The sequence below is a fragment of the Streptomyces sp. NPDC036815 genome, assembly GCF_055609205.1.
Window position 1 is genome coordinate 152,960 of sequence record NZ_JBVJPW010000019.1, and the last position, 12,205, is coordinate 165,164.

Annotated in this window: 11 protein-coding genes and 1 pseudogene; 8 read left to right on the forward strand and 4 right to left on the reverse strand. The window is 68.7% G+C overall.

Translation table 11 applies throughout. The features are described 5' to 3' along the window. Positions 1–243: 243 nt before the first annotated feature. Positions 244–474: pseudogene (locus ACZ69I_RS30430) on the reverse strand (hypothetical protein); the annotation flags it as partial. Between the two features lie 236 nt (positions 475–710). Then, a complete protein-coding gene (locus ACZ69I_RS30435; protein WP_467671981.1) occupies positions 711–1,016 on the reverse strand; it encodes a DUF397 domain-containing protein in 306 nt (101 codons plus the stop codon). A 625-nt stretch (positions 1,017–1,641) separates the two neighbouring features. Here ACZ69I_RS30435 and rpsO point away from each other — a divergent pair. From rpsO to ACZ69I_RS30460, 5 genes are all read left to right on the forward strand, one after another. Continuing rightward, entirely contained in the window at positions 1,642–1,929 is a 288-nt protein-coding gene (gene rpsO / locus ACZ69I_RS30440; RefSeq protein ID WP_030363216.1) for a 30S ribosomal protein S15, read from the forward strand. A gap of 356 nt (positions 1,930–2,285) precedes the next feature. Further along, positions 2,286–4,502 (forward strand): polyribonucleotide nucleotidyltransferase, encoded by a 2,217-nt coding sequence (locus ACZ69I_RS30445; RefSeq protein ID WP_467671984.1) that lies wholly within the window; start codon positions 2,286–2,288, stop codon positions 4,500–4,502. Continuing rightward, complete coding sequence (locus tag ACZ69I_RS30450) at positions 4,499–5,878, forward strand: M16 family metallopeptidase (RefSeq protein WP_470835791.1); 1,380 nt, start codon at positions 4,499–4,501, stop codon at positions 5,876–5,878. The genes ACZ69I_RS30445 and ACZ69I_RS30450 overlap by 4 nt, the downstream gene beginning before the upstream one ends. 37 nt (positions 5,879–5,915) lie before the next feature. Then, the gene (gene dapB / locus ACZ69I_RS30455) at positions 5,916–6,668 is read left to right on the forward strand and encodes a 4-hydroxy-tetrahydrodipicolinate reductase (RefSeq protein WP_470835793.1); all 753 of its coding nucleotides are present in this window, start codon (positions 5,916–5,918) and stop codon (positions 6,666–6,668) included. Between the two features lie 19 nt (positions 6,669–6,687). After that, positions 6,688–7,140 carry a tetratricopeptide repeat protein gene (locus ACZ69I_RS30460; protein ID WP_361720974.1) on the forward strand — a complete coding sequence of 151 codons (453 nt, stop codon included), beginning with the start codon at positions 6,688–6,690 and terminating at the stop codon, positions 7,138–7,140. A 7-nt stretch (positions 7,141–7,147) separates the two neighbouring features. Here the strand turns inward: ACZ69I_RS30460 and ACZ69I_RS30465 are convergent, their stop codons facing one another. Both ACZ69I_RS30465 and ACZ69I_RS30470 read right to left on the reverse strand, forming a co-directional pair. Then, positions 7,148–7,714, reverse strand: coding sequence for a hypothetical protein (locus ACZ69I_RS30465; RefSeq protein WP_470835795.1), 567 nt, complete (start codon positions 7,712–7,714; stop codon positions 7,148–7,150). Positions 7,715–7,838: 124 nt separating this feature from the next. Further along, a complete protein-coding gene (locus ACZ69I_RS30470; RefSeq protein WP_389724181.1) occupies positions 7,839–8,078 on the reverse strand; it encodes a hypothetical protein in 240 nt (79 codons plus the stop codon). Between the two features lie 199 nt (positions 8,079–8,277). On the opposite strand from ACZ69I_RS30470, the gene thyX reads away from it, so the two are divergent. The 3 genes from thyX to ACZ69I_RS30485 all read left to right on the forward strand — a co-directional run bounded on the left by thyX (position 8,278) and on the right by ACZ69I_RS30485 (position 11,941). Beyond that, entirely contained in the window at positions 8,278–9,018 is a 741-nt protein-coding gene (thyX, locus tag ACZ69I_RS30475) for an FAD-dependent thymidylate synthase (protein ID WP_389724184.1), read from the forward strand. A gap of 190 nt (positions 9,019–9,208) precedes the next feature. Beyond that, positions 9,209–10,108: a 4-hydroxy-tetrahydrodipicolinate synthase gene (dapA, locus tag ACZ69I_RS30480; protein WP_467671993.1), complete on the forward strand. Its 900-nt coding sequence runs from the start codon at positions 9,209–9,211 to the stop codon at positions 10,106–10,108. A 147-nt stretch (positions 10,109–10,255) separates the two neighbouring features. Beyond that, complete coding sequence (locus ACZ69I_RS30485) at positions 10,256–11,941, forward strand: ribonuclease J (RefSeq protein WP_467671995.1); 1,686 nt, start codon at positions 10,256–10,258, stop codon at positions 11,939–11,941. The last annotated feature ends 264 nt before the right edge of the window (positions 11,942–12,205 follow it).

The window sequence follows — 12,205 nt, forward strand, 5'->3', positions numbered from 1 at the left end:
TTCCTGTCGTCCGATCCGCCTGGCTCTCCCCGTTGAGGGACGCGCCGACCCGCTCACGGGTTCTGGCGTCGTGCCCTGTCCCAGCCTAATCACCAAAACCACGAGCACGGCAGGGCAGTCCACCCCACCCATGCTGTCCATTGCGTCACGCTGCGCCCAGAGACGATCGGCGTACACCAAACCGTGCCGGACAAAAGCCCCAACATCTGACACCGCACACCGAATTACCCGACTCAGGTCGACTCAGTCCATCCGCCGAGCGGTACCCAACAATCCGGTCTCGACGTCGGTGGCCTGCGTCATCACGCCCACGAGCCGCGCCTGCCGGACGAGCCGGGGCGCGACGGGACTCAAGTGGGGCAACACGGTCAGCACCGACTGCCACGGCCCGGCCGCGACCCGCCCCCGAGGCGGCCTGCTCGATGTCCGCAGGATCGGTCTCCAACTGCGCGTCCTGAATGCCGAGTTCGGTGGTGATGGCGTCGAGCCCGCCGTATTTGACGGCGAGTTCGTCCATGCTCGGCGTACGTCCCGAAGCAGAAGGAAGGGGCAAGCACGGCTAGGCGATCCACTGGATAGTGAACCCGGTGGACAGTGAACCCGGGCCGGTGCACGGCGCAGCCGGGGTGGGGTGGACGCCCGTGGGAGGCGTCCCCCCTTCTGCGCGGGGCCCGTGGGCTTCCGCGCGGGACCCATGGAGAGGCCTGACGTCACTCGGCCGTCGTGACCCCGCCATTGCGCACGGAAGGCTCCAGGTCGAACTCCCCGTCCCGGGCGCCGAGGACGAACGCGTCCCACTCCGCCTTCGTGTAGCGCAGCACCGTCTCCGGGTCCAGCGACGACCGCATGGCCACGGCGCCCTCGGGCAGGTTCGCGATCTCCACCCGCTCCTCGTGCTCCTCGGTGCCCGGCGCGCCGTGCCACTCGACACCGGAGATGTCGAGGGCGTAGAGCTCTTCCTTCTCGCGCTCCTTGCGAGCCTTTTCCTGCGCCTCGGTGTCGGATGCGTCGGTCATGGCGGAGGGTCCCTTCACAACGTACGAAAGAGCGGTGAACCCACCCTACTTGCGGGCTCCTTCGCTGTTCAGCGGTTGGGAAGGCTCGTAGGGACGCCCGCTCGTCCACCGGCCGACGATGAAGCGCACGCCCACGTCACGGGAGAACGGCAGGAGTTCGGTGAGGCTTCCCAGTGGGTTGCCGCTGGATGGGGAGACCAGCCCCTTCACCCAGCCTCCCTCAGTGACAAGAGCAAGCAGCGCGGCACGATCAGGCTCAAGGGAGATCGCCTCGAACCCCCGGATGTGGTGTACGAGCGCGGCCGGACCTTCCTCGCGACACCCAGTGTCACGAGTGTCACGCAGCGGAAGGGCGACGGCCCGCACCGACTGGTGAGGGAAGGATTCGAGAGCAGCGGCTGACGGCGACCGGGGTGAAGCGCCCGCACGGCGACTGGTAACCTGTGTAACGACCGTCAGTCTGCGTATCCCCGGACACCGCAAGGTTCCGGACCGGAATCGCAAGGATCCGGGCCCCCAGGGGCCCGTCCCGACGGCCCATCCCGGCCTCCCGAGTCCCGTAAGCCCCCCTGAGACGTAGACCAGGGGCACTCGGAGGCACTCGAAGACATCACGAGGAGTACGCGTGTCGCTCGACGCCGCTACGAAGAAGCAGATCATGACCGAGTTCGGCCAGAAGGAGGGCGACACCGGCTCCCCCGAGGTTCAGGTGGCGCTGCTCTCTCGCCGCATCTCGGACCTGACCGAGCACCTCAAGACCCACAAGCACGACCACCACTCGCGTCGTGGTCTGCTGATCCTGGTCGGTCAGCGCCGCCGTCTGCTGCAGTACCTGGCCAAGAAGGACATCCAGCGCTTCCGTGCCCTGGTTGACCGTCTGGGCATCCGCCGTGGTGCGGCGGGCGCGAAGTAAGACGTCGTGAAGGGAGCGGTTCCCACTCGAAGGGGGCCGCTCCCTTTGCTGTACATGCGCGGTGTCACCGACGGTTTGTAGTCTGGTGACGTACGCACGTCCTCGGGGGCTCGTGACAGAGCCCGCGAAGACGCCAAGCACCACCCCGACGAGGGAGAGGCGCACCTAGCCGCCGCCGGTCCTCGGTAGTGGCGCCCGGGACATCCCGGGTGCTTCGATCGAAGACCGGCCCGCACGAATGGCGCGCTTCTCCACCCCGTCCCGGTCCACGCAGGACGCATGGACGTACGGGACACCGTCCCCGGGCCACACGGGCCCAGGGGCGAGAAGACGAAACGTAGACACGTAGGAGAACAGTGGAGAACGAGACCCACTACGCCGAGGCCGTCATCGACAACGGCACGTTCGGCACCCGCACCATCCGCTTCGAGACGGGCCGCCTGGCCAAGCAGGCCGCCGGCTCCGCCGTCGCGTACCTGGACGACGACACCATGGTGCTGTCGGCCACCTCCGCTTCCAAGCGGCCCAAGGACAACCTCGACTTCTTCCCCCTGACGGTGGACGTCGAGGAGCGGCAGTACGCCGCAGGCAAGATCCCCGGATCGTTCTTCCGCCGTGAGGGCCGCCCCTCCGAGGACGCGGTCCTGACCTGCCGCCTGATCGACCGCCCGCTGCGTCCTTCCTTCAAGAAGGGCCTGCGCAACGAGATCCAGATCGTCGAGACGATCATGGCGCTCAACCCCGACCACCTGTACGACGTGGTCGCGATCAACGCCGCCTCCTGCTCCACGCAGCTGGCCGGCCTGCCCTTCTCGGGCCCGATCGGCGGCACGCGCGTGGCGCTCATCAAGGGCCAGTGGGTCGCCTTCCCGACGCACACCGAGCTCGAGGACGCCGTCTTCGACATGGTCGTCGCCGGTCGCGTCCTCGAGGACGGCGACGTCGCGATCATGATGGTCGAGGCCGAGGCCACCGAGAAGACCATCCAGCTGGTGAAGGACGGCGCCGAGGCCCCGACCGAAGAGGTCGTCGCCGCCGGTCTGGAAGCCGCGAAGCCCTTCATCAAGGCGCTCTGCAAGGCCCAGTCGGACCTCGCCGCCAAGGCCGCCAAGCCCACCGGCGAGTTCCCGGTCTTCCTGGACTACGAGGACGACGTCCTCGAGGCCCTGACCGCCGCCGTCAAGACCGAGCTCGCCCAGGCGCTCACCATCGCCGGCAAGCAGGAGCGCGAGACGGAGCTCGACCGCATCAAGGAGATCGCGGCCGAGAAGCTCCTCCCGGCCTTCGAGGGCCGCGAGAAGGAGATCTCCGGTGCCTACCGCGCGCTGACCAAGAAGCTGGTCCGCGAGCGCGTCATCAAGGACAAGGTCCGCATCGACGGCCGTGGCGTCACGGACATCCGTACGCTCGCCGCCGAGGTCGAGGCCATCCCGCGCGTGCACGGTTCGGCGCTGTTCGAGCGTGGCGAGACCCAGATCCTGGGCGTCACCACCCTCAACATGCTCCGCATGGAGCAGCAGCTCGACACCCTCTCCCCGGTGACGCGCAAGCGCTACATGCACAACTACAACTTCCCGCCGTACTCGGTCGGCGAGACCGGCCGCGTCGGTTCGCCCAAGCGCCGCGAGATCGGCCACGGCGCGCTCGCCGAGCGCGCGATCGTGCCGGTGCTGCCCTCGCGCGAGGACTTCCCGTACGCGATCCGCCAGGTCTCCGAGGCCCTCGGTTCCAACGGCTCGACGTCCATGGGCTCGGTCTGCGCCTCGACGATGTCGCTGCTGAACGCCGGTGTGCCGCTGAAGGCCGCCGTCGCCGGCATCGCCATGGGCCTGATCTCCGAGGAGATCGACGGCCAGACGCACTACGTCGCCCTCACCGACATCCTCGGTGCGGAGGACGCGTTCGGCGACATGGACTTCAAGGTCGCCGGTACGAAGCAGTTCGTGACCGCGCTCCAGCTCGACACCAAGCTCGACGGCATCCCCGCCTCGGTCCTGGCCGCCGCGCTGAAGCAGGCCCGTGACGCGCGTCTGCACATCCTCGACGTGATGAACGAGGCGATCGACGTTCCGGACGAGATGTCCCCGAACGCGCCGCGCATCATCACCGTCAAGATCCCGGTGGACAAGATCGGTGAGGTCATCGGCCCCAAGGGCAAGATGATCAACCAGATCCAGGAGGACACCGGCGCCGACATCACGATCGAGGACGACGGCACCATCTACATCGGTGCCGCCCAGGGCTCGCAGGCCGAGGCCGCCCGCGCCACGATCAACGGCATCGCCAACCCGACCATGCCGGAGGTCGGCGAGCGCTACCTGGGCACCGTCGTGAAGACGACGACCTTCGGCGCGTTCGTCTCGCTCATGCCGGGCAAGGACGGTCTGCTGCACATCTCGCAGATCCGCAAGCTCGCCGGCGGCAAGCGCGTGGAGAACGTCGAGGACGTCGTCGGCGTGGGCCAGAAGGTCCAGGTCGAGATCGCCGAGATCGACTCCCGCGGCAAGCTGTCCCTCATCCCCGTCATCGAGGGTGAAGAGGACGACGACAAGAAGGACGACACCGACAAGTGACGTCGCGTAGCACCACGACGACGGCCCGCACCTCCTCGGAGGCGCGGGCCGTCGCCCGTACCCAAACCCTGATCAAGGGCGAGCACGGCATCGGCACCGTCCGCAGGACGACCCTCCCCGGCGGCCTGCGCGTCGTCACGGAGACCCTGCCCTCCGTGCGCTCGGCGACCTTCGGCATCTGGGCCAACGTCGGCTCGCGCGACGAGACCCCGTCCCTGAACGGCGCCACGCACTACCTCGAGCACCTCCTCTTCAAGGGCACCAAGAAGCGCAGCGCCCTCGACATCTCGGCCGCGCTCGACGCGGTCGGCGGCGAGATGAACGCCTTCACGGCGAAGGAGTACACGTGCTACTACGCGCGCGTGCTCGACACCGATCTCCCTCTCGCCATCGATGTCGTCTGCGACATGCTGACGGGCTCCCTCATCCTTCAGGAGGACGTCGACGCCGAGCGCGGCGTCATCCTCGAAGAGATCGCGATGACCGAGGACGACCCGGGCGACTGCGTGCACGACCTGTTCGCGCACACGATGCTCGGCGACACGCCCCTGGGCCGTCCGGTCCTCGGCACGGTCGACACGATCAACGCCCTCAACGCCGACCGCATCCGCCGCTTCTACAAGAAGCACTACGACCCGACCAACCTGGTGGTCGCGGCCGCGGGCAATGTGGATCACCACAAGGTCGTACGCCAGGTCCGCGCCGCCTTCGAGAAGGCCGGCGCGCTCCACCGCACCGACGCGACCCCGATGGTCCCGCGCCAGGGCTCCCGCGCCCTGCGCACGGCGGGCCGCGTCGAGGTCGTCAACCGCAAGACCGAGCAGGCCCACGTCATCCTCGGCATGCCGGGCCTGGCCCGCACCGACGAGCGCCGCTGGGCCCTCGGCGTCCTGAACACCGCCCTCGGCGGCGGCATGTCGTCCCGCCTCTTCCAGGAGGTCCGCGAGAAGCGCGGCCTGGCCTACAGCGTGTACTCGTACACGTCGGGCTTCGCCGACACCGGCCTCTTCGGGGTGTACGCGGGCTGCCGCCCGAGCCAGGTGCACGACGTCCTGAAGATCTGCCGCGACGAGCTCGACCAGGTCGCGCAGCACGGACTGAGCGACGACGAGATCGGCCGCGCCATCGGCCAGCTCGCGGGCTCCACCGTCCTCGGCCTCGAGGACACCGGCGCCCTGATGAACCGCATCGGCAAGAGCGAGCTCTGCTGGGGCGAGCACATGTCGGTCGACGACATGCTGGCCAGGATCTCCGCGGTCACCCCCGACGAGGTGCGCGAAGTGGCCCGCGACGTGCTCGGCCACCGTCCGTCCCTGTCGGCCATCGGCCCGCTCAAGGACAAGCAGGCGGCCCGCCTCCACGAAGCGGTCGCATAGCCGCGTGAGGGCCCAACTCCCGTAAGGATTGAAGGACATGAGCAAGCTGCGCGTGGCGGTCATCGGCGCCAGGGGCCGCATCGGCTCCGAGGCCGTGAAGGCCGTCGAGGCCGCCGACGACATGGAACTGGTCGCCGCACTCGGCCGCGGCGACGAACTGGAGTCACTGGCGGACGCCGGCGCCCAGGTCGCGGTCGAGCTGACCCATCCCGACTCGGTGATGGCCAACCTCGACTTCTGCGTACGGCACGGCATCCATGCCGTCGTCGGCACGACGGGCTGGACCGACGAGCGCCTCGCGCGGCTGCGCACGTCGCTCGATGCGTCCCCGGAGACGGGCGTGCTCATCGCCCCGAACTTCTCCATCGGCGCGGTCCTCACCATGAAGTTCGCGCAGATCGCGGCGCCCTACTTCGAGTCCGTCGAGGTCGTCGAGCTGCACCACCCGAACAAGGCGGACGCTCCCAGCGGCACCGCCACGCGCACCGCCCAGCTCATCGCCGAGGCGCGTCGGGCTGCGGGCAGCGCCCCGCAGCCCGACGCCACGACGACGGCCCTGGACGGCGCCCGCGGCGCGGACGTGGACGGCGTGCCGGTGCACTCCGTGCGCCTGCGCGGCCTCCTCGCCCACCAGGAGGTCCTGCTCGGCGGGGAGGGCGAGACCCTGACCGTGCGCCACGACTCGCTGCACCACAGCAGCTTCATGCCGGGCATCCTGCTCGGCGCGCGCCGCGTGGTGAGCACGCCGGGCCTGACGTTCGGCCTGGAACACTTCCTGGACCTCGGCTGACCCGGGAAGCGGACCCCCCATGCGAGCGAAGATCACTTACGCCGTCACGGCTGCCGTCCTGGTCGTCTATTTCGTCCTGGTCGGCAGCCGCGGCGTGCTCCTGATACAGCACGGCACCGTGCTCACCGTCACCTTCGGTGTCGCGGTGCTGATCCTGCCGGTCATCGGCGTCTGGTTCCTCTGGAAGAACACGCAGTTCGTCCAGCGCGCCAACCGCCTCGCGGCCGAGCTGGAGGCCGAAGGCGGCCTGCCCGTGGACGAGTTGAAGCGGACTCCCGGCGGCCGTATCGACCGCGACTCGGCCGACGAGGTCTTCGCCCGGCGCAAGGCCGAGACCGAGGACTCGCCGGACGACTGGCGCTGCTGGTTCCGGCTGGCCGTGGCCTACCACGACGCCCGGGACACCCCCCGCGCGCGGCAGGCCATGCAGCGGGCCATCGCGCTGCACGCGGGCCGGCCGGTGAACGTCTAGAAGCGTTTCAGGCGGTGGGCCGGTACGTGTCGGCCCACACCTCGATGGAGTCGGCCGCGCGGTTGAACGCCTCGTGCCGCGTGAGGAAGTCCGCGTTGCGGTCGGTCAGCAACGCCTGCGACCCGCCGCCCCGCGCCTCCTGATCACGGCGTACGAGGATGAGCGCCTGCCCCTGTACCGTCCGGGGCAGCCCCATCCAGCGCACCGGCTGCTGCGCGGTCCGCACGGACGAAATCTGTGCCCACGCGATCGTCTGCGTCGTCAGGAAGCCGACCCTGCGCAGCCCGCGGGCGCTCACCCAGGTGCCCATGCGCAGCAGCCGCAGGGCGGCGACGATGACGAGGACGGCGAGGCCCGCGCAGACCGCGGCGCCCGCGAGGGACCCCGCGAACGCGATGATCACCGCGGCGAAGAGGACGAACGAGGCGAGCAGCAGCAGAAGCGCGGAAGCCCCGACCCGCCAGGGGCCGGGGCGGTAGGGCCGCCGCCACTGATCGCGGTCGTCGAAGGGCAGCGCGGCGTCGTCCGCCACGTCGTCGAAAGCGTGGTCCACGGTCAGGAAGGGCAGGGGCACGGGCTGATCCTCACTCGATCCACACATGGGCTGTGCCCGGTGAGGCTATCGAGCCGTGTCCCCTGCTACCACCCTTGGGGGCCCGGACGAGTCAGGGCCGGACGGGGGAAGACACGCGCTCCGGTCAGCGTCCCTCGGAGGCTTCGGACTGCTGGTGGTGCGCGGGTGACTGGTCGGCCGACATCGCGGGCATCCCGAAGAGCAGGGATCCCACCAGACCGGCCACCACGGTGAGGCCGATGAGCGTGCGGCCCATGATCTGACTGGCCGACGCGCGCTCTCGGGGCGGGGGAGTGACGTTACTGCGGAACTTCTCGGCTTCGGCGATGAAGGCGAACGGGACGGGCTCTCGCCGACGGAACATGGGGTGCGCTTCTCCTCACGGGTCTCGAACGGAGCTCTGTGAACTCTGTTACTTGGATAGACGCGTGAATCGCCCAAAAGGTGCCCTGTTTCGGCAAATTAGTCGAAGAATGTCGCGACGGGTCACCGAACGGCCGATTGTCAGTGCCGGGCCATAGAGTGGACGCCGCCCGAGTGATGCACCTGGAAGGACCCCGCCAGTGAGCGAGACCCCCACCGAAGACCTCAAGCCCAGCTTCCGCAGCGAGGTCACCGTCGAGCTGGTGAAGCACGCCGCCACCGACTCCGACGTCCTGTGGGCCGCCCGAGTCTCCACGGCGGGCGAGCAGTCCCTCGAGGAGCTCCAGAAGGACCCGGAGCGCTCGAAGGGCCTGATCAACTACTTGATGCGGGACCGCCACGGCAGCCCCTTCGAGCACAACTCGATGACCTTCTTCATCAGCGCCCCCATCTTCGTCTTCCGCGAGTTCATGCGGCACCGCGTCGGCTGGTCGTACAACGAGGAATCGGGCAGGTACAGGGAGCTGCAGCCCGTCTTCTACGTGCCCGGGGAGTCCCGCAAGCTCGTCCAGGAAGGCCGCCCCGGCAAGTACGTCTTCGTCGAGGGCACCCAGGCCCAGCAGGAGCTCACGGGCCGCGTCATGGAGGACTCCTACCGCCAGGCGTACGAGGCGTACCAGGAGATGCTGGCCGCCGGCGTCGCCCGCGAGGTCGCCCGCGCCGTGCTCCCGGTAGGCCTCTTCTCCTCGATGTACGCGACGTGCAACGCCCGTTCGCTGATGCACTTCCTCGGCCTGCGCACGCAGCACGAGCTCGCGAAGGTCCCCTCGTTCCCGCAGCGCGAGATCGAGATGGTCGGCGAGCTCATGGAGCAGCAGTGGGCGGAACTGATGCCTCTCACCCATGCGGCCTTCAACAAGAACGGACGTGTGGCGCCGTAAGGCACTGATGTGCGGATGGGCCGAGCGAAGTGTCCGTATTGCGGCACTTCGTGAAGTTCATCTAGCCTGATCAAACGGACCCGGCACTGCTTGAACCCCCGAGCAGGCAGTGCCGGGCTCCACACTTGTCAGGTCCGCACACATCCCCCGAGGGGCGACCCCGCGCTGAGCAGCGAGTAGCGTGTTACCCATGGCTCCGACCTCCACTCCGCAGACCCCCTTCGGGAGGGTCCTCACCGCCATGGTCACGCCCTTCACGGCGGACGGCGCACTTGACCTCGACGGCGCGCAGCAGCTCGCCGCCCACCTGGTGGACGCAGGCAATGACGGCCTCGTCATCAACGGCACCACCGGTGAGTCCCCGACCGTCAGTGACGCGGAGAAAAACGATCTCGTACGAGCCGTACTGGACGCCGTCGGAGACCGCGCCCACATCGTCGCGGGCGTCGGCACGAACGACACCCGCCACAGCATCGAGCTCGCCCGCGCCGCCGAGCAGTCCGGCGCCCACGGCCTCCTGACCGTCACGCCGTACTACAACAAGCCCCCTCAGGAGGGCCTGTTCCGGCACTTCACGGCGATCGCCGACAGCACCGAGCTGCCGGTCATGCTCTACGACATCCCGGGCCGCAGCGGCGTACCGATCAACACCGAGACGATCGTCCGCCTCGCCGAGCACCCGCGGATCGTCGCCAACAAGGACGCCAAGGGCGACCTCGGCCGCGCCAGCTGGGCCATCGCCCGCTCCGACCTGGCCTGGTACTCCGGCGACGACATGCTGAACCTGCCGCTCCTGTCCGTCGGCGCGTGCGGCTTCGTCTCCGTCGTCGGCCACGTCGTCACCCCGGAACTGCGCGCCATGCTCGAGGCACACCTCTCGGGCGACGTGCAGAAGGCCACGGAGATCCACCAGAAGCTGCTCCCGGTCTTCACGGGCATGTTCCGCACCCAGGGCGTGATCACGACCAAGGCGGCGCTGGCCCTCCAGGGGCGCCCCGCGGGCCCGCTCCGCCTGCCGATGGTGGAGCTGTCGCCCGAGGAGACGCACCAGCTCAAGATCGATCTCGCCGCCGGCGGGGTACAGCTGTAACCACAGACTTCACAACTGAATAAGCGAGACCGCGGGCGCGGCACGAGCTGTCGGCCGCCCGCACCCCACACAACAACTGCTATTGCACGAACGTCATGCGCGCCACGTGCCCCGGAGGTACGTGGCGTGCGTGGTGAGGAGAGTCTTTTGAGTCATCCGCATCCTGAACTCGGCGCTCCCCCGAAGCTCCCGAAGGGCGGCCTGCGGGTCACCCCGCTGGGCGGCCTCGGCGAGATCGGCCGCAACATGACCGTCTTCGAGTTCAACGGTCGTCTGTTGATCGTCGACTGCGGAGTGCTCTTCCCCGAGGAGGAGCAGCCCGGAATCGACCTGATTCTGCCGGACTTCACGTCCATCAGGGACCGCCTCGACGACATCGAGGGCATCGTGCTCACGCACGGCCACGAGGACCACATCGGCGGCGTCCCCTATCTCCTGCGCGAGAAGCCGGACATCCCGCTGATCGGCTCCAAGCTGACGCTGGCCCTCATCGAGGCGAAGCTCCAGGAGCACCGCATCCGGCCGTACACGCTCGAGGTCGTCGAGGGCGACCGCGAGGCGCTCGGCCCGTTCGACTGCGAGTTCGTCGCGGTCAACCACTCCATCCCGGACGCCCTGGCCGTCGCCATCCGCACCCCCGCGGGCATGGCGGTCGCCACCGGCGACTTCAAGATGGACCAGCTGCCGATGGACGGCCGCCTGACCGACCTGCACGCGTTCGCCCGGCTGAGCGAGGAAGGCATCGACCTCCTCCTCTCGGACTCCACGAACGCCGAGGTCCCGGGCTTCGTGCCGCCCGAGCGCGACATCTCGAACGTGATCCGAGGCGTCTTCGCCGGCGCCCAGAAGCGCATCATCGTCGCGAGCTTCGCCAGCCATGTGCACCGCATCCAGCAGATCCTGGACGCCGCACACGAGTACGGCCGCCGGGTCGCCTTCGTCGGCCGCTCGATGGTCCGCAACATGGGCATCGCCCGCGACCTCGGCTACCTCCGCGTGCCCGCGGGCCTGGTCGTCGACGTCAAGACGCTCGACGACCTGCCCGACAGCGAGGTCGTGCTCGTCTGCACGGGTTCCCAGGGCGAGCCCATGGCCGCGCTCTCCCGCATGGCCAACCGCGACCACCAGATCCGCATCGTCCAGGGCGACACCGTGATCCTGGCGTCGTCGCTCATCCCGGGCAACGAGAACGCGGTCTACCGCGTGATCAACGGCCTGACCCGCTGGGGCGCGAACGTCGTCCACAAGGGCAACGCGAAGGTGCACGTCTCCGGCCACGCGTCGGCCGGCGAGCTGCTGTACTTCTACAACATCTGCAAGCCCAAGAACCTGATGCCGGTCCACGGCGAATGGCGCCACCTGCGCGCCAACGCCGAGCTCGGCGCCCTCACCGGCGTCCCGCACGACCGGATCGTGATCGCCGAGGACGGCGTCGTCGTCGACCTCGTCGAGGGCAAGGCGAAGATCGTCGGCAAGGTGCAGGCGGGATACGTCTACGTGGACGGCCTCTCCGTGGGCGACGTCGGCGAGCCCGCCCTGAAGGACCGCAAGATCCTCGGCGACGAGGGCATCATCTCGGTCTTCGTGGTGGTGGACTCCAGCACCGGCAAGATCACCAGCGGCCCGACCATCCAGGCGCGCGGCTCCGGCATCGAGGACTCGGCGTTCAGTGCCGTCATGCCCCGGATCCAGGAAGTCCTGGACAAGTCGGCCCAGGACGGTGTCGTCGAACCCCACCAGCTGCAGCAGCTCATCCGCCGCACGCTGGGCAAATGGGTCTCGGACAACTACCGCCGACGCCCGATGATCCTGCCCGTGGTCGTCGAGGTCTGACCCCCTCGACTGCACGAGCTCCGGAGCGGGGCGCCTCGATTTGCATCGGGGCGCCCCGCTCCGTTAGGTTTACGGCTCCGCCAGCGAGGGAAGCCCCGAGCACTCACGTGCCTGGGACCGACCCGAACGGGGCGGGAATTCCGACTCAGAACTTCTGATAAAGTCGGAGCCGCCGGAAAGGGAAACGCGAAAGCCGAAAGGCCGGAGCGGGAACCGGAAAGGCACCGAGGAAGTCGGACACGAAAGAGTCTGATAGAGTCGGAA

Excerpts from the sequence above, each read along its gene's own strand:
- ACZ69I_RS30435 (WP_467671981.1), bottom strand. The coding sequence starts at position 1,016 with ATGACCGACGCATCCGACACCGAGGCGCAGGAAAAGGCTCGCAAGGAG.
- dapB (WP_470835793.1), top strand. The coding sequence starts at position 5,916 with ATGAGCAAGCTGCGCGTGGCGGTCATCGGCGCCAGGGGCCGCATCGGC.
- ACZ69I_RS30460 (WP_361720974.1), top strand. The coding sequence starts at position 6,688 with ATGCGAGCGAAGATCACTTACGCCGTCACGGCTGCCGTCCTGGTCGTC.
- ACZ69I_RS30470 (WP_389724181.1), bottom strand. The coding sequence starts at position 8,078 with ATGTTCCGTCGGCGAGAGCCCGTCCCGTTCGCCTTCATCGCCGAAGCC.
- dapA (WP_467671993.1), top strand. The coding sequence starts at position 9,209 with ATGGCTCCGACCTCCACTCCGCAGACCCCCTTCGGGAGGGTCCTCACC.